The following is a 21,230-nucleotide window of genomic DNA, read 5'->3' on the forward strand; positions in this document are numbered from 1 at the left end:
GGCGTTCTGATGTCCGTGGTCGACCGGCAGGAGTGGGACGTCGTCGTGGTGGGCGCGGGCGGGGCCGGACTGCGCGCCGCGATCGAGGCCCGCGAGCGGGGTGCCCGTACGGCCGTGATCTGCAAGTCGCTGTTCGGCAAGGCCCACACCGTGATGGCCGAGGGCGGCATCGCCGCGGCGATGGCCAACGTCAACACCGGCGACAACTGGCAGGTCCACTTCCGCGACACCATGCGCGGCGGCAAGTTCCTCAACCAGTGGCGGATGGCCGAGCTGCACGCGCGGGAGGCGCCGCAGCGGGTGTGGGAGCTGGAGACCTGGGGCGCGCTGTTCGACCGCACCAAGGACGGCCGGATCTCCCAGCGCAACTTCGGCGGCCACGAGTACCCGCGTCTCGCCCACGTCGGCGACCGCACGGGCCTGGAGCTGATCCGCACCCTCCAGCAGAAGATCGTCCAGCTGCAGCAGGAGGACTTCAAGGAGACCGGCGACTACGAGTCCCGGCTGAAGGTCTTCCAGGAGTGCACGGTCACGCGCGTACTGAAGGAGGACGGCCGGGTCTCGGGGGTCTTCGCCTACGAGCGCGAGTCCGGCCGCTTCTTCGTGCTCGAAGCACCGGCCGTCGTGATCTCGACCGGCGGTATCGGCAAGTCCTTCAAGGTGACGTCGAACTCATGGGAGTACACCGGCGACGGCCACGCCCTGGCCCTCCTCGCGGGCGCTCCCCTGCTGAACATGGAGTTCGTGCAGTTCCACCCGACCGGCATGGTCTGGCCGCCTTCGGTGAAGGGCATCCTCGTCACCGAGTCGGTGCGCGGCGACGGCGGTGTGCTGCGCAACTCCGACGGCAAGCGGTTCATGTTCGACTACATCCCCGACGTCTTCAAGGACAAGTACGCCGAGTCGGAGGACGAGGGCGACCGCTGGTACGACGACCCGGACAACAACCGGCGTCCCCCTGAGCTGCTCCCCCGCGACGAGGTCGCGCGGGCGATCAACGCCGAGGTGAAGGAGGGGCGCGGCTCGCCGCACGGGGGCGTGTTCCTCGACGTGTCGACGCGTATGCCCGCCGAGGTCATCAAGCGCCGGCTGCCGTCGATGTACCACCAGTTCAAGGAGCTGGCGGACGTCGACATCACGGCGGAGGCGATGGAGGTCGGGCCCACCTGTCACTACGTGATGGGCGGGGTCGCGGTCGAGTCCGACACGGCGGCGGCCCGCGGGGTGCCGGGGCTGTTCGCGGCCGGTGAGGTGGCCGGCGGCATGCACGGCTCCAACCGGCTCGGCGGCAACTCGCTGTCCGACCTGCTGGTGTTCGGCCGCCGGGCGGGCTGGCACGCGGCCGAGTACGCGGCGGGGCTGGCCGGGGCGCGGCCCGTCGTGGACGACGTCCAGGTCGACTCGGCGGCGGCCGAGGCCCTGCGGCCCTTCTCCGCCGAGGCGGAGATCGAGGAGCCCTCGGGCGGCCCGCCGGAGAACCCGTACACCCTGCACCAGGAACTCCAGCAGACGATGAACGACCTGGTCGGCATCATCCGCCGCGAACCGGAGATGAAGCAGGCCCTGGAGAAGCTGGCCGAGCTGCGGGTACGGGCGCGCCGGGCCGGGGTCGAGGGGCACCGGCAGTTCAACCCGGGCTGGCACCTCGCCCTGGACCTCAGGAACATGCTGCTGGTCAGCGAGTGTGTGGCGCGGGCCGCGCTGGAGCGCACCGAGTCGCGCGGCGGGCACACGCGTGAGGACCATCCGGGGATGGACCGCAAGTGGCGCCGTATCAACCTGCTGTGCGCGCTCACCGACCCGACGGGCGGGCTGGCGGCTGACCCGGTCCGCAGTCAGATCACCCTCACCAGCGAGACCACCGAACCCGTCCGTGCGGACCTGCTCGCCCTGTTCGACAAGGAGGAGCTGGTGAAGTACCTGGCCGAAGAGGAGCTGTACGAGTGAGCGGCTACGAGGCCCGCTTCAAGGTGTGGCGGGGCGATGTCGGAGGCGGCGGCCTGGAGGACTTCAGGGTCGAGGTGAACGAGGGCGAGGTCGTCCTCGACATCATCCACCGCCTCCAGGCCACACAGGCCCCCGATCTCGCCGTGCGCTGGAACTGCAAGGCGGGCAAGTGCGGTTCCTGCTCGGCCGAGATCAACGGCCGGCCGCGGCTGATGTGCATGACCCGCATGTCGGTCTTCGACCGCGAGGAGACGATCACGGTGACGCCGCTGCGGGCGTTCCCGGTCGTCCGCGACCTGGTCACCGACGTCGGCTTCAACTACACCAAGGCCAGGGAGGTCCCGGCCTTCGTACCGCCGGCCGGGGTCGCGCCCGGCGAGTACCGCATGATGCAGGAGGACGTCGACCGCTCGCAGGAGTTCCGCAAGTGCATCGAGTGTTTCCTGTGCCAGGACACCTGCCATGTCGTCCGCGACCACGAGGAGAACAAACAGGCGTTCGCGGGCCCCCGCTTCCTGATGCGGGTGGCGGAACTCGACATGCACCCCCTCGACGCGGCCTCGGAATCCGGCCTGGACCGCAAGACCACCGCCCAGGACGAACACGGCCTGGGCTACTGCAACATCACCAAGTGCTGCACTGAGGTCTGCCCCGAGGGCATCAAGATCACGGACAACGCGCTGATCCCCCTGAAGGAACGAGCGGTCGACCGCAAGTACGACCCGCTGGTATGGCTGGGCTCGAAGATCAGGAGGCGCTCTTCAGCAGGCTGAGGGCGGGCCGGCGCGCTCTGCCAGGTGCCGTACGTGCACATGGCCCTCCAGCGGATGGTCTGGCGGCTGCGCCGGGAGGATGCCCGTGAGGGGGTAGTGGCTCTTGTCCGCCACTCGGCAGGAGGCCGTGTTGTCCGTCTGGTGCAGGAGTTCGAGGCGGGTCAGGCCGGTGGGGGCGAAGGTGGTGAAGGCCCAGTCGGTCAGGGCGTGCAGGGCGCGGGGGGCGATGCCCCGGCCTCGTGCGTGTGCCGCTGTCCAGTAGCCGACCTCGGCGGACGTGGTCCCGGGGGCGATGTCCTTGAGGACCACGTGGCCGGCCAACAGCCCGTCCGCGCCGGAGGGCTGGACCTCCTCGACGGCGAACGCGTAGCGGCAGCCCTGCTCCCAGCCCTGCTGCTGCGCGCGCAGCCACCGCGCGGCGCTCGTCTCGTCGTCGACGGCGAAGGACGTCCAGCGCCGCAGGGCCTCGTCCCGGCCCAGCGCGGCCAGCCCTGCGGCGTCCCCGGGGGTCCAGGGGCGCAGGATCAGGGCGGGGGCCGTCGGTGTGGCGGTCGCTCGGAGCCGTGCGGTGGGGATCGGCATGGCGTGAGCGTACGGTGGCGGCGGGCCGTGCTCAGAACAGGCTCAGCAGCGCCTCCGCGGGATCCGTCAGTCGCGTTTCGCCGCCGGGCAGGGGGAGTTCGAACCAGACCGTCTTGCCCAGGGGCGTGCGCCGGGAGCCCCACGCGGCGCTGAGCAGGCCGACGAGTTGCAGGCCGCGGCCGCCCTCGTCGGTGTCGCGGGCCCGGCGACGGCGCGGCTGGACCAGGCCGGAGTCCCAGACCTCGCAGACCAGGGTGCGGTCGAGCAGCAGCCGGAGGCGTATCTCGCCCTCGCCGTAGCGCAGGGCGTTGGTGACCAGCTCGCTGACCAGGAGCTCCGTGGTGTCGACCAGAGGTTCCATGTCCCAGCTGATCAGCTGGGCACGCGCGTACTCACGGGCCCGGCCCACACTGCGCGGCTCGCGCGGCAGGGTCCAGTCGCCCACGGACTCGTTCGGCAGGCCCTGTACACGTGCCATCAGCAACGCGATGTCGTCCTCGCCGTGGTGGGTATCGAGGGTGTTGAGGACGTGGTCGCAGACGTCCTCCAGGTATTGAGAGGGGTCGGCGCGCAGCGCCGCCGTTGAGGGGTGGTGGCCGGGCGACGGGCGGGCGGACAGGGCGCTGACGAAGGCCTGGAGGCCCTCGTCCAGGGGATGGTCGCGGCTTTCGACCAGTCCGTCCGTGTAGAGCGCGAGCAGAGCGCCCTCGGGGAGTTCGACCTCGACCTCCTCGAAGGGCTCGCCGCCGACACCGAGCGGCATGCCCGGCGGCACGTCCAGCATCAGGGCCGACTCGCCCGGTTCGACCAGGACGGGCGGGAGATGGCCCGCGTTGGCGAAGGTGCAGCGCCGGGTGACGGAGTCGTAGACGGCGTAGACGCAGGTGGCGAGGTAGACCTCCGAGAGGTCCGCCTCGCGGGGGCGGCGGGCCGCCCGGGTCGCCTGCGTGACACCCCCGGGAGCGCCGAGGCCGCGGGCGATCTCGTCCAACTGGGAGAGCACCTCGGCCGGTTCGAGGTCGAGCTGCGCCAGGGTCCTGACCGCCGTACGGAGTTCGCCCATGGCGACGGCGGCGCGCAGGCCGCGGCCCATGACGTCGCCGACTACGAGCGCGGTGCGGTGCCCGGGGAGTTCGATGACGTCGAACCAGTCGCCGCCGACCTCGCTGGGCCGGCCGGTGTTGGCGTTGCCGGGCAGATAGCGGCAGGCGATGTCGAGGCCGGAGGCCTCCGGGTCGCCGGGCGGGAGCAGGGACCGTTGCAGTATCAACGCGCGCTCGTGCTCGCGCCGGTACAGGCGGGCGTTGTCGATGCAGACGGCCGCGCGCGCCGCCAGCTCCACGCCGAGGTCCCGGTCCCGGTCGCCGAACGGCTCGCTCCCCTTCGTACGGGCGAACTGCACGAGCCCGACGACGGTGTCGTGGGCGACCATCGGCACGGCGAGCGTGGACTGCACGAGCCCCCCGTCCTCGCCGGGGACGGACTGGGGACGGGCCGTGCGCAGGGCGTCCGCCCAGGGCGAGTTGAACGGGTAGTGGTGGACGGCGCCGACCGAGACGGGCACACCGGTGCCGGCGAAGGGCTCGTCGGAGACGGCACTGGCGAAGGCCACCCGGCGCAGTTCGGCGCTGCCGTCGGCGAGCCCGGGCGGGGTCTCGTCGCCGACCAGCAGCCCCTGGTACAGGTCGACGGTGGCCAGGTCGCAGAAGCCGGGCACGACCACGTCGAGGAGCTGCCTGGCCGTGGTCTCCAGGTCGAGGGAGTTGCCGATGCGGGCACCGGCCTCGTTCAGCAGGGCGAGGTTGCGCCGGGCGGCGGCGGCCTCGCGGGCGGCGGCGCGGCGGGCGGTGATGTCGATCCCGAGCCAGGCGACCCCGATGGGGCGGCCCGAACCGCTGTGCACACGGTAGAGGTTGACGGACCAGTGGCGGCGCTCGTCCGAGCCCGGCACGAAACCCGTGACGTGCATGTCCGTGATGGAGCTGCCGGTCTCCAGCACCCGGCGCAGCGTTGCCGCGACCCGCTCGGCCTCCCCGCGCTGGAGGTAGTCGTGGACGCCCTTGCCGCGGTGCTCGTCGGGCTCGCCACCGAAGATGGACGCGAACCGCTGGTTGACGCGGCGGACCCGCAGGTCGGAGTCGATCAGCAGGAAACCGAAAGGGGATTGACTGAAAATAGCCTGCGAGGCGGCAAGGTCGGTCTCGATGCTGCGCAGCGTGCGGACGTCGACGACGATGCAGACGGCGGCCTTCTCGCCGTCCTCGGTGCGCGTCGGCATGACGTACACCTCGGCGAGTCCCTCATGACCGCATTCGCCGCCCTCGGCGCCCGCGGGCATCCGGAAGGGCACCACGCCGGTCCACTCGCGGCCGTCGAGGATCTCGGCCATCTTGCGCATGCCCCGCTCGTGATGGCGCGGATCGATGAAGGCCTCGATCGGGTCCATGCCGACGGCGGTCGCGGCCGAGATGCCGAAGAGGTGCTCGGCGCGCAGACTCCACTGGTCGACCAGCCCGTCGGGGCCGATCGAGAAGGACGCGACCTTGATGTAGTCGTAGATGGATCCCGGGGGACTGCTCTGCCACATGGCGTCCCCGGGCTGCACCCCGTCGGCCGCGAGCGCACCTCCCACCGCCAAAGCCAGGCCGTCCGCGGCCCTGGCCCTCGCGCCGTCCGACGGGTCCTCGGACTCCGTGGCCTTCGCTGGTATCTCGCTCACGCGAACCGTCCCCTCCAGCTCACCGCGTCCGGCACCGGTCACCGGGGGCGGCTGCCCGCAGTATCCAGCACTACGGTGCCGCACAACACGGTGTTCACGATCACAGCACGGTCCCGATGGTTTTCGGTCCGGACCGTGACAACACTTCCAGTCTTCTAACCAGGGGACACGTCGTCGAATCACGTCTTTCGACAACCGCCACTGGCCTGAACCAATCGCTCGACAGTGGCAGGGCGTACGTACACCGATTTTTCACCCCGGCACGGCGAGTTCGAACCACACCGTCTTGCCCGCGGCGCCGGGCCGGGTGCCCCAGCGGCGGCAGGAGGAGGCGACCAGTTGCAGTCCGCGGCCGCTCTCGTCCTCGGGCCGGGCGGCGCGCTCGCGGGGCGGGTCCGGGAGCGGGTCGGAGACCTCGACCCGCAGGACGCCGTCCAGGTCGGACGGGCGGACCAGGCGGACCCCGATGGGGCCCGTGGCATGTCGCAGGGCGTTGGTGACCAACTCGCTGACCAGCAACGCCGCGAGGTCGGCCAGGCTGTCGAGGTTCCAGTCGCGGAGTTGGCCGCGGACGACCTGGCGGGCGGTGCGCACGGCGCCCGGTTCGGCGGGAAAGGTCCACTCGGCGCAGTCACCTTCGGTGTCGAACACGCCGATCACTTCCCAGACAGGAGACCCGCCCATGTCCGGTTTCATGGGGTTAATGGGCACATACCCGATATCCGGGGCGGAGTACCGCGGAGGCAGCGCACAGTGGCACGAAAGGCATAGGGGGCGCCCGTACAGCAATTGCCCGACACCGCACGCCCCCGGAGGGCCTCAGGCGCCGGGCACTTCTTCCGCGCCGGGGCCGGAAGGGGCGAGACCTTCCGCGGCTCCGAGGTGCGCGAGGGTCTGCCGTACGGCCGGAACGTCCTGGTCGAGCCAGTTCACGTCCCAGATCTCGCCGGGGCCGAGCCAGCGCAGTTCGTCGTGGTCCTCGAGGGGCTCGGGCGCGGCGGAGCCGGGGCGCAGCCGCGCGGTCCACACCTGCAGGACGTAGGGCGACTTCAGGGGCCACTCCCCCGGAACGCGGCCGCCGGCCTCGGCGTCGACGCCGAGTTCCTCGCGCAGTTCCCGCACCAGCGCCGCGTCGGCCGTCTCCCCCGGCTCGACCTTGCCACCGGGCAACTCCCAGCGCCCGGCCAGCTCGACGGGCGCACTGCGCCGGGCCGCCAGCAACCGCCCCTCGTCGACCAGCGCGGCACCTACGACGACGATCCGCTCACTCATGCGGGGAGCCTACGGGAGCACGGCCGGACACCGACTCCGGGCGCAGGCACCTGGGGGGGGCTCAGTCGCGCATCACGCGCCCGCCCCGTTCTGCCCCAGCCGCTCGACCCAGTACAGCTGTTTGTGACCGCGGCCATCGAGGCTGTCCGCGATCTTCTGGGCCTCGGACCTGGTCGCGTACCGGCCCACCCGGTAGCGGTTGCCGTTGTCGTCTTCTCGTATCACGAGCCAGGGAAGAGTGATCGTGCTGTCGTTCATCGCGCCCCTCCACTTCCCACCCGCGGCCTGTGCCGCGCCCCACCCGCTAAGGAAACCGCAATGCGCATATGCCCGAGCCTACGCCTAACCTTCACGCAGCGAATACGGGTTTTCACAAAGAGGTACGCAACCAGCCAGAACGCAGGGGGCGCGCGCCAGTGAACGCGCCGTCTGAGTGCCTCGACGCATCCGGCCGGAGGCATACCGCAGACACCACTGGCGACCTGCGAAGACGACGACCGGCAAGGGAATACGGACCGTCCCGTTCGACGACGGCCGCCTCGGTGATCGTGTGAGCGGGGCGCGCAGGGAGCGCGCCCCGGGACGGATGTGAGCGTTCGCTACTTGACCGGAAGGTGGTAGGCGACCCGGTAGCGATCGGCCGGAATGACCACGTCGGCCGTCTCGACCGGGCGGCCGGAGGCGTAGAACGTGCGCTGGACGACCACCACCACATGACCGGGGACGCCGCCCAGGACGAGCAGTTCCTCGGCGAGCCCCGGACGGGCGCCGACCTCCTCGGTGACGTTGTCCACGATCACCTCGATCGCGCGCATGCGCTCGACGACGCCCATGCCGCCGAGCGGCCCCTCCTCCGGCAGCATCACGGGCGTACGGCCCGTCACGGCGAGCGGCTCCCAGGACGTGGAGAGCATCATCGCCTCGCCGCCCTCGCGGAAGAGGTACTTCGTGCACATCACCCGGTCGCCCGGCTCGATGTCCAGCCGCTCGGCGACCGCGACACTCGCCTCGGACTGCTCGCTGCTCGACTCCCAGGTGCCGCGCCCCTCCCCGTCGGCCTGCTCCTGGCGGAACGGCGTGGCCCCGCCGGGCGGGCGGTATCCGGAGCGGGAGACGCGCCGGGGGACGGGCCGCTCGCGCACATACGTCCCCGAGCCGGAGCGGCCCTCGACCAGCCCCTCCGCCATGAGCACCTTGCGGGCCTCCAGGGCGACGGTGTCCGAGACGCCGTACTCCTGGCGGATTCTGGCCTGCGAAGGGAGCCGGGTGTGCGGTGGCAGCTGACCGTCGACGATCTTCTGGCGGAGATCACCCGCGACGCGCAGGTACGCCGGCTGCTCACCGAATGTCACTGGCCGCTCCCATCAGGTTGTACAGACAGCAACAGCGTGGCAACCGTAGGTTGTGCGGTGCAAGCAAAGGCCAGAGAATCACTCGATGTGATGACATGGTGGCCCTGGGGGCTTTACGCAGGCACTTTCTCCCCGCTATAGCCGCCGTCACACCTCGAGTTCGGAGTTCCCACTCTCACTGTCGTCGAACGAGGGCGGGGTGGTGGCCAGCCCGAGGGCCTTGCGCGCGGTGACGGTCGCCGGGCCGTCGACGTACGCGTGCGCCTTCTCGTAGTGCGTGAAGTAGGCGTCCACGTCACCGGCCTCGCTCGCCTTCGACCACTGCTCGCGGGAGTCCTCCATGTCCTCGACCAGGTCGGCGAGGGGCTTTTGGGCAGCCGAGGGCCAGGAGTGGCCGCGCAGGGCCTCGATCTGTTCGCCGAGTACGTCGTGCACCTGCGCGGCCCAGGCCCGGGATCCGGCGAGGTCGTCCTCCGGGGGCTCTTCCGGCTCCTCGTACAGCGCCGCGTCGACGGCGTTGGCCGCGGACAGGAAGACGACCTGGTCGGTGTCGAGAGTGGTGGGGTCGCCGCGCAGGGAGCCGGTCAGTTCGGCCTTCGCGTCGGTGCTGCCGAAGACGCAGACGATCGCGCGATCGCCGTAGCGCCAGCTCTCCCGGGACGGCGTGAGGTAGTACACGTCGACGTCGGTCGGCATCGCCCAGGAGTCCATGGCGTACTGGCTCTGGAGCGCGTAGCACCTCTCGTCGGCGATGTCGGTGACCTTGCCGTCGCCCGGGAAGGCGCCGCCCGGGAGTGTGACGACCCCGAACACCTCACCGTCGTGCCCGACTTCGCAGGAGACCGGGTCGACGTCGTAGGTGTCGCCCTCCAGACCGTCGGGCGCGTCGAAGCAGTCGCCCGTGCGCAGCGACAGACTCTCGTTGCCCCGCGCGCCGTCCTCGAACTTCGCCCAGACCTCGGACGCGGCGCCCGTGGCCAGCACCACCCCCCACAGCACGGCTCCGACGGACGACAGCACCACCCCGGCGATCGCCATGCCCCGCCCGCTCTGCCCGGACCTCCGGATCTGCCACAGCGCGACCAGCCCCAGGACGAGCCCCGCGACGGGCAGGAAGCAGAGCACGCCGAGCACGAGAGCGGCCACGGCGAGCGCGTTGACGGAGACGGGGGTGCCGTACGGACGCTGTGCCTGGGGCCAGTCGGCAGGAGGCCGGCCGTACGGGTCCTGGGGCTGCGGGCTCCCAGGGGGCGGGGGTATCGACACGGGGACGGTGCTCCTGGCTGAGGCGGTGGGTCGGAGGTCTGTCGTACGGCTGCGCGCATCGTAAGCGGGTGCGGCGGAACATGACGGCCGCGTTCAGCGCAGAGGGCTTCAAGGCGGCGTTCAGGTCGCCGGGCCGGCCTGCGCTGCCCCTGTGAGTGGCCCGGGCTTCACCGGGTCGTCGGACGTCGCCCACCCGACGGGAAACACCGCCCGTACGGTGAAGCCGCCGTCCGGCGTCGGGCCCGCGTGGAACGCGCCGGACAGGAGGTGCGCGCGCTCTCGTAGACCCACCAGGCCGTGGCCGCCCCCGGGGAGAGCCGGGTGGGGGGTGATCCGGGCGGGGGCTGTGTTGTGCACCTCGACGTGCAGGCCTGCCGCGAAGTGGACGCGTATGCGCGCACGGGCGCCCGGAGCGTGCTTGCGGATGTTGGTCAGGGCCTCCTGGACCGTGCGGTACGCGGCGCGTTCGACCGCTTCGGGCACCGCGCCGGGGGGAGTCGGCACGTCGAGGTCCACCGGGAGGCCGCTGTCGCGGACCAGGTCGGTGATGTCGGCCAGTCCGGCCCGGGGGGCGGCGTGCGTGTCCGTACCTCCGGCCGTGCGCAACACCCCCACCAGATGCCGCAGTTCGGTGAGGGTCTGCGCGGAGAGTTCGTGGATCGAACGGGCCGTCGCCCGCACGTCGGTGTCCCCGGGCCGGCCCACCTGCAGCGCGCCGGCCTGCAGACTGATCAGGCTCACCTTGTGCGCGACCACGTCGTGCATCTCCCGGGCCAGCCGGTTGCGTTCGGTGGCCAGTACGCGCTCGGTGAGGACCCGGTTCTCCCAGGCCCGCCGCGCCGTCGCCTCCCGCAGGCGCTCCTGCCGTGACCGTACCGACCGGCCGAGTACGACGACGCCCGCCGCCAGCCCGCAGCAGTCCAGGGCCAGCAGCGCGGTCTCCCGGTCGAGCACGAGGGCGCGGACGCCGGCCGCCGGGTGGGGCAGGAACCACGCCACCGCGACCGCCGCCGCGCCCGTCACGGCGACCAGGAGACGACCGCGCCGTACGGCGACGCAGTACAGCGCGATCAGCGGGGCGAAGGCGATGTGGCCGAGGTACAGCCCCGGCAGTCCGGCGAGCACGGCCACCTCCGGGGCCCGTTGCCGCAGCAGCAGCGCGCCGGCGGCGACGAGGGCCAGCAACGTCCCGTGACCGGCGGTCAGACCGTTGACCACCAGCCCGTCGACGAGGGCGACCAGGACCGGGAGGGCGCGGGAAGCGATCCGGCGTGCGGCACCGGCACCGGCACCGGCACCGGCATCGGCCAGGGGAGCACCGTCCGAGAGCGCTTGAGACGGCATCGGCCCTCTCACCCCCGCCCCGCCCCCGCCTCGACCAGGTCCGCCCGGTCGGCGACCACCGCCGCCTGCACCCGGTTGAGACCGCCCAGTTTCGCCTGCACCGCGCTCACATGGTCCTTGACCGTGGAGTGCGCCAGGTGCAGCCGGCCCGCGATGGCACGGTTGCTGAGCCCCTCTCCCACCAGTGCGAGCACCTCGCGCTCCCGGCCGGTGAGCGCCCGCACCTGCCGTACGGCCTCCTCGTCACGGCCGGCCAGCAGGTATCCGTCGATCACCTGCCCCACCGCCTCGGGCGCCAGCACCCTGCGGCCCGCCGCCAACGCCCTTACCGCTTCGATCAGTTGCTCCGGAGCGGTGTTCTTCATCAGGAACCCGGCCGCCCCCAGCCGCAACGCCTCGTCCACGTGCTCTCGGGCGTCGAAGGTGGTCAGCATCGCCACCGCCGGAGCCTTGGGCAGGCCGACGACCTGGCGCAGCACGGACGGCCCGTCCAGGACCGGCATCCGGATGTCGAGCAGCAGGACGTCCACCCGCCCGCTCCGCACGGCCTCCACGGCGCTCGCTCCCCCGCAGTCGGCGACCACGGTGATGTCCTCCGCCGAACCGAGGATCACCCGCAGCCCGGCACGCACCAGAGGCTCGTCGTCCACCACCGCGACCCGTATCACTTCCGCTTCCCCCACCCGTCGCTCCACCGGCCCCCCGACCGGCGCGGTCACCGCTCGTTACGACGGTCCTCCCCCGCGAGACGTTGCACGGGCGCCGTGTGCCACCCGACACACGGCGGCCGGGCCGACCCCCGCCGGTCGGCGGGGTCGGTTCCCGCCCTCGGGCGGATGTCCCCGGCGGGTGTCCCGCTGTCACGATCCGTCAGGTCGCCGATCACCACCCGCCCGTCGAACGGGCCTTCAGCAAGGACGCACATGCACCACACCCAGGACCGCCCCGCCCGACGCCGACGCCTCCACGCCCGCATCCTCGTGGCGGGCTGCACCGCCGGAGCGGTGCTGCTGACCGCAGCGGGCGCGCACGCGGAGACCGGTGGCGCCGAGTCCCGGTCGTCCCTGGCCGTGCAGGCGGCCGAGACGGTCGAGCGTGTCACGGGGACCTCCGACCTCGTTCCCGGAACGCCGCTCGGCGGCGGCGCCACCCGCGCGGAGGTGTCCACCGAGGCGTCCCCGGCCCGCATCACCGCGCCCGGCACCGCCGACGGAGCCGTGGAGTTCGCCTACGGCACCGATGTGCTGCGCCTCACCCTGCCCGGCAGCGCCGACTCCCGGGCCACCGCCGGCGCCAACGGCACCGTCGTCTACCCCGGCGCGGGCGAGGACATCGACCTGGCCGTGCAGCCCAACCGCGACGGCGTGCGCACACTCGTCACGCTCAAGGACGCGGACGCCCCGACCGAGTACCGCTTCCCGCTCGGACTGCCCGCGGACGCGACCACCGAGGTCCTCGAGGACGGCTCCATCCTGGTCAGCCGCGGCGAGGAGTACCTCGGTACGTTCGACGCGCCCTGGGCGAAGGACGCGCGCGGCGAGGCCGTGCCCACCGAGTACCGCGTCGAGGGCGGCGCCCTGATCCAGACCGTGCGGCCCGGGCCGGGCACGGCCTTCCCGGTGGTGGCGGACCCGGCGTGGTTCATCCCGATCGCGATCGTCGCCGGGCGGCTGCTGCTCACCCAGGGCGTCAAGAGCATCTCCAAGCACGCGGCCCAGCGCATGGCCCAGCGCGGCATCAGCCAGGAGATGGTCGCGCGTACGGTGAAGACCGGCAAGAAGACCAAGGGCAAGTCGCCCGGCACGTGAAAGTACACCACCGGCAAGGTCTGGGTCGTCGTCAACAAGGCCGGGAACGTCGTGTCCGTCGGCCGCAACTGAGCCCGTTCCCGAGAGGCGAACCATGCACATCGAGTACGACCGTGAGAACGACACCGCCTATGTGTCGCTCGTCGCGCACATCGCGGACGGCGCCGCCGTCCGGCAGATCCCCGTCGCCGGGGTCGGGGCGGACGCCGAGGTGTTCCTCGACGTGGACGCGTCGGGGCGGCTCCTCGGCATCGAGGTCATCGGGGCCGGCGGTGCGTTGCCGGCCGAAGTGCTGGAGCAGTCCTCCTCGTCGGGCTGACGGGCCGGGAGGCCCTCGCGGATGAGCGGCACTCGCGACCGGACGGGCCGGCGCCAGCGCGGACACCGGGGTGTACGGCAAGGCCGGCGAGACCCGTGGGGCCGTCGCCGGCGGTGACCGCGTCCGGCCCGGGACGAGGTCGTGGCGTGGGAGAAGCGCACCCGGAACACGGCGTTCGACGACTGACGGCGCGTCACAAGGGCCCTGCACGTCCGTGCAGGGCCCTTGTGCAATTCCTGTGGAGGCCTCAATCTTTCGGCTGACGCACAGGAGTCACCCTCTGGTTGACATGACCATGACTCCAGGCTTCCGGGTGGCTCCGACGGGCGTGCACCACACCCCACAGCGCACCACCGATGAGGAGGACCCCTCAGATGGCAGTGACGCGTACTCCCCGCACCCCCCACGGATCCACCCGGCGAAGACTGGCCGCGCTCGGCGCGACGGCCACCGCGGCGCTCGTCGCGAGCCTCGTCTCCGCCCTCCCCGCCGGCGCGGCCCCGGTCGCCGCCGAGGGACGCGTCCAGTACGAGGGCGCCGCGAACGCCGTCGCCGACAGCTACATCGTCACCCTGAAGACTGCGAAGGCCGGTTCCGCCGAGGGCCGTGCCCTCGCGCACAAGTACGGCGCCCACATCGAGCGGACGTACACCAAGGCCCTGAACGGCTACGCCGTCGAGGCGTCCGCGTCCGAGGCGAAACGTCTCGCCGCCGACCCGGCCATCGCCTCCGTCGTACAGAACAGGACCTACGGCATCACCGGGACGCAGCCCAGCCCGCCCTCCTGGGGCCTGGACCGCATCGACCAGAAGAACCTGCCGCTGAACAGCTCCTACACCTACCCGGACTCGGCCGGCCAGGGCGTCACGGCGTACGTCATCGACACCGGCGTCCGCATCACCCACAGCGACTTCGGCGGGCGCGCCTCCTACGGCTACGACGCCGTCGACAACGACAACACCGCCCAGGACGGCCACGGCCACGGCACACACGTGGCCGGCACGGTCGCCGGGAGTGCCTACGGCGTCGCCAAGCAGGCCAAGGTCGTCGGGGTCCGCGTGCTGAACAACTCCGGCCAGGGCACCACCGCCCAGGTCGTCGCGGGCATCGACTGGGTCGCGCGGAACGCGGCTCGGCCGGCCGTCGCCAACATGTCCCTCGGCGGCCCCGCCGACACGGCCATCGACACCGCCGTACGCAACGCCGTCACCTCGGGCGTCACCTTCGTGGTCGCGGCCGGCAACGAGTCCACCAACGCCTCCACCCGGTCCCCGGCCCGTGTCACCGAGGCCGTCACCGTCGGCGCCACGACGTCGAGCGACGCGAAGGCGAGCTACTCCAACTACGGGACGGTTCTCGACCTGTTCGCGCCCGGCTCGTCCATCACCTCGGCATGGAACTCCAGCGACTCGGCGACCAACACCATCTCCGGTACGTCGATGGCGAGCCCGCACGTCGCCGGAGCCGCCGCCCTCCACCTGGCCGGCAACCCCACGGCCACTCCCGCGCAGGTCTCCGCCGCGCTGACCGCCGCCGCCACCACCGGCGTCGTCACCAGCCCCGGCAGCGGCTCGCCCAACCGGCTCCTGAACGTCGGCGGCGGTACGACCACCCCGCCCGGCCCGCGCTTCGAGAACACCGCCGACCAGGCCATCGCCGACAACACCACCGCCGAGTCCCCGGTGACCGTCTCCGGCGTCACCGGCAACGCGCCCTCGGCCCTGGCCGTCGAGGTCCACATCGTCCACACGTACATCGGCGACCTCCAGGTCCAGCTGATCGCCCCCGACGGCACGGCGTACACGCTGAAGGCGTACGGCACCGGCGGCAGCGCGGACAACATCGACACCACGTACTCCGTGAACGCCTCGGCCGAGGCCGCCAACGGCACATGGACCCTCCGGGTGAGCGACAACGCCCGCCTGGACACCGGGCGGATCGACGCCTGGGCGCTTCAGTTCTGAGCCCCATGCATGATGGTCCGTCAGTTCGCTGACCCGTCCGGGACGCCGAGCTCGGCGAGCAGACCGCGCACGCGCTGCTCGATGGCGTCCCGGATCGGGCGGACGGCGTCGACGCCCTGTCCCGCCGGGTCGTCGAGCCGCCAGTCCAGGTACCGCTTGCCGGGGAAGACCGGGCAGGCGTCCCCGCAGCCCATGGTGATGACCACGTCGGACGCCTGGACCGCCTCGGGCGTGAGGACCTTCGGGGTCTCGGCCGAGAGGTCGATACCGGCCTCGCGCATCGCCTCCACCACGGCCGGGTTCACCGTCGCGGCGGGCGCCGATCCCGCCGAACGCACCTCGACCCGGTCCCCGGCGAGGCGGGCGAGGAAGGCGGCGGCCATCTGGGAGCGGCCGGCGTTGTGGACGCAGACGAAGAGTACGGAGGGACGCGGGGCGGCAGCGCTCATGGCGGTGTCCTTGCAGACGGGGACGGTCGGTCAGGAGTGGGCGACTTCGGGCTCGCCGCGCGGGACGACGACGTGCGCCGCACGAGCGGGACGTCCGTAGACCACCGCCACGACGCCCAGCCCGAGCGCGGCACCGAGCAACTGGGCCGCGATGAACGGGGCGACGGAGGCGGGGGCGATCCCGGCGAAGGTGTCGGTGAAGGCACGGCCCACGGTCACCGCGGGGTTCGCGAAGCTCGTGGAGGACGTGAACCAGTAGGCGGCCCCGATGTACGAGGCCACGGCGGCGGGGGCCAGGGCCGTGCGGCCGATGCGCCCCAGGCCGAGAACGAGCAGGATCAGCCCGGCGGTGGCGACGGCCTCGCCCAGCCACAGGTGCCCGGCGAAGCGGTCCTGGGCGGAGAACCTCACCAGCGGCTTCCCGAACATGGCGTCGGCCAGGACCGCGCCGCCGATCGCCCCGGCGACCTGCGCGGGCATGTACGCGGCGGCCTCCCGCCAGGTCGGGCCGGTGCCGTCGCGGCGGCCGGTGAACCAGACGGCGAGGGTGACGGCGGGGTTGAAGTGCGCGCCGGATACCGGCCCGAGCAGCGTGATCAGCACGGCCAGGCCGAAGACGGTGGCGAGGGAGTTGGCGAGCAGTTGCACGCCGGCGTCGTGCGACAGCCGGGCGGCCTGGATCCCCGACCCGACGACGACGGCGACCAGGAGCCCGGTCCCGAGGGCTTCGGCGGCGAGGCGGCGGCCGAGGGGCGGGGGTGCGGCAGCGGCTCCTGCGGTCCGCGACATGCTCACGCAACAGCTCCAGCGGACTCCGGCGCGCTCAGGAACGCGGCGATCCGGTCCAGGACGCCGGGCAGCACCCAGTAGTACACCCACGTTCCGCGGCGCTCGCAGTCGATGAGACCGGCCTGGCGGAGCAGCTTGAGGTGGTGGGAGATCGTCGGCTGGGACAGGTCGAAGGCCGGGGTCAGCTCGCAGACGCAGACCTCGCCGCCCTCCCCCCGTGAGGCGATCATCGACAGCAGCCGCAGCCGCACCGGGTCGCCCAGCGCCTTGAAGACCTTCGCCAACTCCCGGGCACGTTCCTCGTCCAGGGGCGCGGTGGCCAGGCCCGCGCAGCAGGCGGCGTCCTGGTCGATCACCTCGAGCTCTTGTTTCGACATACCTCTATGTTGACGTTTTTCGATTCAAGGCGCAAGGTTGCATCAACGAACGTCAATACAGCCCGTTCGGAGGCAACCGTCATGAGCGAACACTCCACCGACCTGCGCGAAACCGTCCGCCGCCGATACGCCGAGGCAGCCGTGTCGGTCACCACCGGCGGCACCGGCTGCTGCGGCCCCGAGCCGGTCGAGGTCGACGCGCACTTCGGCTCCACCCTCTACGCCACCGCCGAGCGCGACGCCCTGCCCGCCGCGGCGGTCGCCGCCTCCCTCGGCTGCGGCAACCCCACCGCCGTCGCCGAGCTCCGCACCGGCGAGCGCGTGCTCGACCTCGGCTCCGGCGGCGGCATCGACGTCCTGCTCTCCGCCCGCCGCGTCGGCCCGACCGGCAAGGCGTACGGACTGGACATGACCGACGAGATGCTCGAACTCGCCCTGGCCAACGCCGAGAAGGCGGGCGCGACGAACGTCGAGTTCCTCAAGGGCACCATCGAGGCGGTCCCGCTGCCCGCGCACACCATCGACGTGGTCATCTCCAACTGCGTGATCAACCTGTCCACCGACAAGCCGGCCGTGTTCGCCGAGATGTTCCGCGTGCTGAGGCCCGGCGGCCGGATCGGCGTCTCCGATGTCGTCGCCGACGACGCCCTCGCGCCCGCTCAGCGTGCCGAGCGCGGTGACTACGCCGGCTGCGTCGCCGGCGCGCTGTCCTTCGCCGAGTACCGGCAGGGCCTGGAGGCCGCGGGTTTCACCGACGTGGAGATCACCCCGACCCACGCGGTGGCCGACGGCATGCATTCGGCGATCGTCCGCGCGACCAAACCGCGCTGACCGGCCGGTACCGCGCGCGGTCCGGCATGCTCAGCCCTGCCGCCGCTGGTCGGGGGCGGCGGCGGTATCACCGGTGAACTGCGCCTCCTCGGTGGCGGCCCACGCGGCGAGCAACCGGAGGGCGTCGTGGTCGGCGGAACCGGGTGCGGCGCTGTAGGCGGTAAGAGTGAGGCCGGGCTGGGCGGGCAGTTCCATGGCGTCGAAGTCGAGGGTGAGGACACCGACCTCGGGGTGGCGGAAGGACTTGCGGCCGGTGTGGTGCAGGCGCACGTTGTGCCTGGCCCAGGCGGTGCGGAACTCCTCGCTGCGGGTGACGAGCTCGCCGATCAGGCCGGTCAGTTCGGTGTCGTGAGGGGCGCGTCCGGCCTCGGTCCGCAGCAGGGACACCGTGGTGTTCAGGGACTCCTCCCAGTCGGGAAAGAAGTCGCGGCCACGGGCGTCGAGGAACTGGAACCGGGCGATGTTGACCGTCCCGGCGGTGCGGTCGGGGAACAGCGGCGAGTACAGGGCCCGGCCGAGGTGGTTGGTCGCGAGGATGTCCAGGCGGCCGTTGCGGATGAAGGCCGGGGAGTCGGCCATCGACCGCAGGACGCGCAGAACGCTGTCCGGCAGCGGGCCGCGGGCGCGTCGGGGGCGGCGGGCCGGGCGCTTGGCGGCGGCGCGGGCCAGGTCGAACAGATGGGCGCGCTCGGCGTCGTCGAGCTGGAGAGCGTGAGCTACGGCGTCGAGGACCTCCTCGGAGGCGCCGGCGAGGTGACCGCGTTCGAGGCGGACGTAGTAGTCGATGCTGACACCGGCGAGCAGCGCGACCTCTTCGCGACGCAGGCCCGGCACCCGCCGATTGCCCCCGTAGGCGGGCAGCCCCGCCTGCTGCGGCGTGATCTTGGCGCGGCGGGATGCCAGGAACTCGCGGGCGTCGCTCTCGGTACTCACACGTTCCAGGCTAGGCCGGGCGTGCCACGGGTGGGGGGCCCTGTCAGTACCTGTAACGGCAGTCCCTTCTCCACCACACCGGGCTGCGTTCTCCTCGATAGCGACAGCGGTCGAAGCCCGCACAGTCCGTCGTGATCGAGGAGAGAATTTCCATGCCGAAGCAGTCCGCACCCCAGGAGCTGGCCGGGATCGCGCCCAAGCTCGTCGAGATCACCGACGAGGTCCTGTTCGGCGATGTCTGGGAACGCCCCGGGCTGTCCCCGCGCGACCGCAGCCTGGTGACCGTCAGTGTGCTGGCCGCCCTGTACCGCGGCGAGCAGCTCGGCTATCACCTCGGCGTGGCCCTGGACAACGGCCTGACTACAGAGGAGCTGTCCGAGGCGATCACCCACCTGGCCTTCTACGCGGGCTGGCCCAACGCCATGACCGCGATCACCCGGCTCAAGCAGATCGCCGACGCGCGCGACGCCTGACGACGCGACGCCTGACGACGCGACGCCTGAGACAGGAGCGAACCATGGAACACATCACCGACACCCCCACCCTCAAGGCCCCGGCCGAGCGCTTCACCGGCGACGTCTACCTCAACATGATCGAGACCCCCACCGAACCGGCCCGCCTGGCCGCCGCCCTGGTCCGTTTCACCCCCGGCGCCCGCACCAACTGGCACTCCCACGCCCTCGGCCAGGTCCTGCACATCACCGACGGCATCGGCCTCGTCGGCACCCGGGACGGCCACGTCATCCGCGTCAGCGCCGGCGAAACCGTCAAGTGCCCCCCGAACGAGGAACACTGGCACGGCGCCACCGACACCAACCTCCTGGCCCACATCGCCCTGGTCGTCGGCACCCCCACGGGCGACGGCACGACCTGGCTGGAGCCGGTGACGGAGGAGCAGTACGACGCGGCACTCGCCGGCGTCGAAGGCTGACGATCCCTTCGCGCTGAACCGAGGCCGGGTCATCCCAGCACCGTCAAGCTCCGCGGTTATCGGGGCTGCCATGCCCGTACGAGGTCCTCCGGACCCCAATGCGCGGTCAGCGGCAGATCATCTGCCACCCCGCAACGGGAGACCGCGACCAGCGGGGTATCCGGGGCGGTGCCGGGGACGGCGAGCATGTCGCGTACCAAGGCGTCGTACTCATGGCGGCCAAAGGGCTGAGTCTCCAGCCACTTGACCGACCCCACGAAGTGCACCTGCCGGGCCACCGGCTCGCGATCCGCGCCGATGAGGTCGATCTCGGGGTTGTTCTGACGGTTCCACCAACCGCCGACGGCCTCGGTCTCCGGCCACTCGTCAGCGGGCATCAGACGCAGCAAGGACTCGCGGATCAGTGGCTCGACCGCTCGCCCGCGCCAAGTGGTCCATGACCGCTCGATACGTTCCAGTGCCAAGTCACCGCGGCCACGCTCGATGAGCGGGATCGCGCGCGCCAGGAAGGCCAGCCAGAACCGCAGATACGGGTCGGCGATCCGATAGCGCTTGTTCTTGCTGTCCGGCTTGGCGGACAGTGGGAGATCAGCGGCCAGGACTCGCTTGGCCTGCAGTGTGGCCAGCAGCGGGGAGAGAGTGCCGGACGGCAGCGCACTGGCACCGCCGGCCTGGGCCGCGATCGCGCTGAACGTGCGCTCACCGCTGCCCACCGCTTCCAGCACGGCACGGGAGTGCGAAGCCTCGGGGAATTCGCCCAGCAGGGTCAGCTCGCCGGCCACCAGCAGGGGCGAAAGGGGATGGGCGACCGAAGCCTGCAAGAAGGCCGTACGGTCCATACCCGGCCGCCATGACTGCACGATCTCCGGGAATCCTCCAGTGATCAACTGGGCGTCGACGGCCCCTGCGGCGTCGAGTTCGGTCATCGCCTGCACGTCGGCCAGGTTCAGAGGACGGACGGTCATTTTCGCTGCCCGGCCGAAGAACGGGCGCCCGTACGACTGCAGCGCCTCCATTACCGAGGTATCGCTGCCGACCAGCAGCAGAAGCACGGGCTTGGAAGACAGGTGACGGTCCCAGACAGTCTGGAGTGCGCCCTCGAATTCCTGATCCTGCTCGACCAGCCAGGGCACCTCGTCGATCACCACGATGCTGGGTGCGTGATCGGGTACCGCGAGCGCCAGCGAGCGCAGGGCCTGGTTCCAGTCCTGCGCCTGGAGACCGGCCACCAGCTCCGCCCCCGGCAGCAGCGACTGCGCGAGGGTCGCGGCAAAGTCGGCACGCTCCGTCACAGGGTTACGTCCCCGGGTGGCCTGAAAGACCACGTACGGCGCTCCCGAGCGGTCGCAGAACTCCTGGACCAGTCGCGACTTCCCCACCCGGCGCCGACCCGTCATGATCACAGCCCGCCCTGGAACGGCTCCAGCACCCTCTGCCACAGTCCGGTACTGCTCGGCCAGCAGTTCAAGATCTCCGACCCGACCTTGGAACTCCACGGCAACCCCCAGGGTGACGTAGATAGATTCTTACGTAGATTGAATCTTACTTCAGCCCCGGCGGCCTACTGGCAAAAG

The 21,230-nt window shown here is 71.6% G+C and carries 22 protein-coding genes; 8 read left to right on the forward strand and 14 right to left on the reverse strand.

Going from position 1 to position 21,230, the window contains the following annotated elements; genetic code table 11:
* Nucleotides 1-9: 9 nt before the first annotated feature.
* Together ACZ58V_RS03215 and ACZ58V_RS03220 are read left to right on the forward strand one after the other, a co-directional pair.
* Nucleotides 10-1,947 carry a fumarate reductase/succinate dehydrogenase flavoprotein subunit gene (locus tag ACZ58V_RS03215; protein ID WP_471288054.1) on the forward strand — a complete coding sequence of 646 codons (1,938 nt, stop codon included), beginning with the start codon at nucleotides 10-12 and terminating at the stop codon, nucleotides 1,945-1,947.
* A complete protein-coding gene (locus ACZ58V_RS03220; RefSeq protein WP_471288055.1) occupies nucleotides 1,944-2,720 on the forward strand; it encodes a succinate dehydrogenase/fumarate reductase iron-sulfur subunit in 777 nt (258 codons plus the stop codon). Before ACZ58V_RS03215 ends, ACZ58V_RS03220 begins: the two co-directional genes overlap by 4 nt.
* Here the strand turns inward: ACZ58V_RS03220 and ACZ58V_RS03225 are convergent.
* From ACZ58V_RS03225 to ACZ58V_RS03265, 9 genes are all read right to left on the reverse strand, one after another.
* On the reverse strand, nucleotides 2,709-3,302 hold the full coding sequence (locus tag ACZ58V_RS03225) for a GNAT family N-acetyltransferase (protein WP_471288057.1): 594 nt from the start codon (nucleotides 3,300-3,302) through the stop codon (nucleotides 2,709-2,711). The genes ACZ58V_RS03220 and ACZ58V_RS03225 overlap by 12 nt on opposite strands.
* 31 nt (nucleotides 3,303-3,333) lie before the next feature.
* Nucleotides 3,334-6,021, reverse strand: a complete 2,688-nt coding sequence (locus tag ACZ58V_RS03230) for a SpoIIE family protein phosphatase (RefSeq protein ID WP_468187716.1) — start codon at nucleotides 6,019-6,021, stop codon at nucleotides 3,334-3,336.
* 252 nt (nucleotides 6,022-6,273) lie between these two features.
* Nucleotides 6,274-6,717 (reverse strand): ATP-binding protein, encoded by a 444-nt coding sequence (locus ACZ58V_RS03235; RefSeq protein WP_468187714.1) that lies wholly within the window; start codon nucleotides 6,715-6,717, stop codon nucleotides 6,274-6,276.
* A 123-nt stretch (nucleotides 6,718-6,840) separates the two neighbouring features.
* Complete coding sequence (locus tag ACZ58V_RS03240) at nucleotides 6,841-7,293, reverse strand: (deoxy)nucleoside triphosphate pyrophosphohydrolase (RefSeq protein WP_471288060.1); 453 nt, start codon at nucleotides 7,291-7,293, stop codon at nucleotides 6,841-6,843.
* Nucleotides 7,294-7,365: 72 nt separating this feature from the next.
* A complete protein-coding gene (locus tag ACZ58V_RS03245) occupies nucleotides 7,366-7,551 on the reverse strand; it encodes an SPOR domain-containing protein (RefSeq protein WP_184590840.1) in 186 nt (61 codons plus the stop codon).
* A gap of 341 nt (nucleotides 7,552-7,892) precedes the next feature.
* A complete protein-coding gene (locus ACZ58V_RS03250) occupies nucleotides 7,893-8,645 on the reverse strand; it encodes a GntR family transcriptional regulator (RefSeq protein ID WP_382831459.1) in 753 nt (250 codons plus the stop codon).
* 147 nt (nucleotides 8,646-8,792) lie between these two features.
* The gene (locus tag ACZ58V_RS03255; RefSeq protein ID WP_471288062.1) at nucleotides 8,793-9,911 is read right to left on the reverse strand and encodes a DUF4190 domain-containing protein; all 1,119 of its coding nucleotides are present in this window, start codon (nucleotides 9,909-9,911) and stop codon (nucleotides 8,793-8,795) included.
* Nucleotides 9,912-10,031: 120 nt separating this feature from the next.
* Nucleotides 10,032-11,255 (reverse strand): sensor histidine kinase, encoded by a 1,224-nt coding sequence (locus tag ACZ58V_RS03260; RefSeq protein WP_471288064.1) that lies wholly within the window; start codon nucleotides 11,253-11,255, stop codon nucleotides 10,032-10,034.
* A gap of 8 nt (nucleotides 11,256-11,263) precedes the next feature.
* A complete protein-coding gene (locus ACZ58V_RS03265; RefSeq protein WP_471288066.1) occupies nucleotides 11,264-11,938 on the reverse strand; it encodes a response regulator in 675 nt (224 codons plus the stop codon).
* A gap of 240 nt (nucleotides 11,939-12,178) precedes the next feature.
* Here ACZ58V_RS03265 and ACZ58V_RS03270 point away from each other — a divergent pair, with 240 nt between their 5' ends.
* The 3 genes from ACZ58V_RS03270 to ACZ58V_RS03280 all read left to right on the forward strand — a co-directional run bounded on the left by ACZ58V_RS03270 (nucleotide 12,179) and on the right by ACZ58V_RS03280 (nucleotide 15,346).
* A complete protein-coding gene (locus ACZ58V_RS03270) occupies nucleotides 12,179-13,063 on the forward strand; it encodes a DUF4258 domain-containing protein (protein WP_471288067.1) in 885 nt (294 codons plus the stop codon).
* 94 nt (nucleotides 13,064-13,157) lie between these two features.
* The gene (locus tag ACZ58V_RS03275) at nucleotides 13,158-13,382 is read left to right on the forward strand and encodes a DUF2283 domain-containing protein (RefSeq protein ID WP_328343035.1); all 225 of its coding nucleotides are present in this window, start codon (nucleotides 13,158-13,160) and stop codon (nucleotides 13,380-13,382) included.
* 374 nt (nucleotides 13,383-13,756) lie between these two features.
* Nucleotides 13,757-15,346: a S8 family peptidase gene (locus tag ACZ58V_RS03280; protein WP_471288070.1), complete on the forward strand. Its 1,590-nt coding sequence runs from the start codon at nucleotides 13,757-13,759 to the stop codon at nucleotides 15,344-15,346.
* A 20-nt stretch (nucleotides 15,347-15,366) separates the two neighbouring features.
* On the opposite strand, the gene ACZ58V_RS03285 is transcribed toward ACZ58V_RS03280, so the two are convergent.
* Genes ACZ58V_RS03285 through ACZ58V_RS03295 form a run of 3 tightly spaced genes read right to left on the reverse strand, consistent with a single transcriptional unit; the run spans nucleotide 15,367 to nucleotide 16,961 of the window.
* Entirely contained in the window at nucleotides 15,367-15,795 is a 429-nt protein-coding gene (locus tag ACZ58V_RS03285; protein WP_468187697.1) for an arsenate reductase ArsC, read from the reverse strand.
* Between the two features lie 30 nt (nucleotides 15,796-15,825).
* Nucleotides 15,826-16,584 carry an aquaporin gene (locus ACZ58V_RS03290; protein ID WP_471288730.1) on the reverse strand — a complete coding sequence of 253 codons (759 nt, stop codon included), beginning with the start codon at nucleotides 16,582-16,584 and terminating at the stop codon, nucleotides 15,826-15,828.
* A 2-nt stretch (nucleotides 16,585-16,586) separates the two neighbouring features.
* Nucleotides 16,587-16,961 carry an ArsR/SmtB family transcription factor gene (locus tag ACZ58V_RS03295; RefSeq protein WP_468187695.1) on the reverse strand — a complete coding sequence of 125 codons (375 nt, stop codon included), beginning with the start codon at nucleotides 16,959-16,961 and terminating at the stop codon, nucleotides 16,587-16,589.
* A gap of 81 nt (nucleotides 16,962-17,042) precedes the next feature.
* Between ACZ58V_RS03295 and arsM the strand changes: the two genes are divergently transcribed.
* The gene (gene arsM, locus ACZ58V_RS03300; protein ID WP_468187693.1) at nucleotides 17,043-17,792 is read left to right on the forward strand and encodes an arsenite methyltransferase; all 750 of its coding nucleotides are present in this window, start codon (nucleotides 17,043-17,045) and stop codon (nucleotides 17,790-17,792) included.
* Nucleotides 17,793-17,822: 30 nt separating this feature from the next.
* On the opposite strand, the gene ACZ58V_RS03305 is transcribed toward arsM, so the two are convergent.
* Complete coding sequence (locus ACZ58V_RS03305; RefSeq protein WP_471288072.1) at nucleotides 17,823-18,725, reverse strand: helix-turn-helix transcriptional regulator; 903 nt, start codon at nucleotides 18,723-18,725, stop codon at nucleotides 17,823-17,825.
* 152 nt (nucleotides 18,726-18,877) lie between these two features.
* On the opposite strand from ACZ58V_RS03305, the gene ACZ58V_RS03310 reads away from it, so the two are divergent.
* Nucleotides 18,878-19,198, forward strand: coding sequence for a carboxymuconolactone decarboxylase family protein (locus tag ACZ58V_RS03310; protein ID WP_468187689.1), 321 nt, complete (start codon nucleotides 18,878-18,880; stop codon nucleotides 19,196-19,198).
* 44 nt (nucleotides 19,199-19,242) lie between these two features.
* Nucleotides 19,243-19,656 carry a (R)-mandelonitrile lyase gene (locus ACZ58V_RS03315; protein ID WP_468187687.1) on the forward strand — a complete coding sequence of 138 codons (414 nt, stop codon included), beginning with the start codon at nucleotides 19,243-19,245 and terminating at the stop codon, nucleotides 19,654-19,656.
* A 56-nt stretch (nucleotides 19,657-19,712) separates the two neighbouring features.
* Here ACZ58V_RS03315 and ACZ58V_RS03320 read toward each other — a convergent pair whose 3' ends face one another.
* Nucleotides 19,713-21,152: an ATP-binding protein gene (locus ACZ58V_RS03320; protein ID WP_471288075.1), complete on the reverse strand. Its 1,440-nt coding sequence runs from the start codon at nucleotides 21,150-21,152 to the stop codon at nucleotides 19,713-19,715.
* Nucleotides 21,153-21,230: the final 78 nt, after the last annotated feature.

This window comes from Streptomyces sp. NPDC040589, from assembly GCF_055594445.1.

What these genes read in the sequence shown, in the direction of transcription:
- ACZ58V_RS03215 (WP_471288054.1), top strand. Translation starts at nt 10, where the DNA reads ATGTCCGTGGTCGACCGGCAGGAGTGGGACGTCGTCGTGGTGGGCGCG.
- ACZ58V_RS03225 (WP_471288057.1), bottom strand. Translation starts at nt 3,302, where the DNA reads ATGCCGATCCCCACCGCACGGCTCCGAGCGACCGCCACACCGACGGCC.
- ACZ58V_RS03235 (WP_468187714.1), bottom strand. Translation starts at nt 6,717, where the DNA reads ATGAAACCGGACATGGGCGGGTCTCCTGTCTGGGAAGTGATCGGCGTG.
- ACZ58V_RS03240 (WP_471288060.1), bottom strand. Translation starts at nt 7,293, where the DNA reads ATGAGTGAGCGGATCGTCGTCGTAGGTGCCGCGCTGGTCGACGAGGGG.
- ACZ58V_RS03245 (WP_184590840.1), bottom strand. Translation starts at nt 7,551, where the DNA reads ATGAACGACAGCACGATCACTCTTCCCTGGCTCGTGATACGAGAAGAC.
- ACZ58V_RS03260 (WP_471288064.1), bottom strand. Translation starts at nt 11,255, where the DNA reads ATGCCGTCTCAAGCGCTCTCGGACGGTGCTCCCCTGGCCGATGCCGGT.
- ACZ58V_RS03270 (WP_471288067.1), top strand. Translation starts at nt 12,179, where the DNA reads ATGCACCACACCCAGGACCGCCCCGCCCGACGCCGACGCCTCCACGCC.
- ACZ58V_RS03275 (WP_328343035.1), top strand. Translation starts at nt 13,158, where the DNA reads ATGCACATCGAGTACGACCGTGAGAACGACACCGCCTATGTGTCGCTC.
- ACZ58V_RS03280 (WP_471288070.1), top strand. Translation starts at nt 13,757, where the DNA reads ATGGCAGTGACGCGTACTCCCCGCACCCCCCACGGATCCACCCGGCGA.
- ACZ58V_RS03285 (WP_468187697.1), bottom strand. Translation starts at nt 15,795, where the DNA reads ATGAGCGCTGCCGCCCCGCGTCCCTCCGTACTCTTCGTCTGCGTCCAC.
- ACZ58V_RS03290 (WP_471288730.1), bottom strand. Translation starts at nt 16,584, where the DNA reads ATGTCGCGGACCGCAGGAGCCGCTGCCGCACCCCCGCCCCTCGGCCGC.
- ACZ58V_RS03295 (WP_468187695.1), bottom strand. Translation starts at nt 16,961, where the DNA reads ATGTCGAAACAAGAGCTCGAGGTGATCGACCAGGACGCCGCCTGCTGC.
- arsM (WP_468187693.1), top strand. Translation starts at nt 17,043, where the DNA reads ATGAGCGAACACTCCACCGACCTGCGCGAAACCGTCCGCCGCCGATAC.
- ACZ58V_RS03310 (WP_468187689.1), top strand. Translation starts at nt 18,878, where the DNA reads ATGCCGAAGCAGTCCGCACCCCAGGAGCTGGCCGGGATCGCGCCCAAG.
- ACZ58V_RS03315 (WP_468187687.1), top strand. Translation starts at nt 19,243, where the DNA reads ATGGAACACATCACCGACACCCCCACCCTCAAGGCCCCGGCCGAGCGC.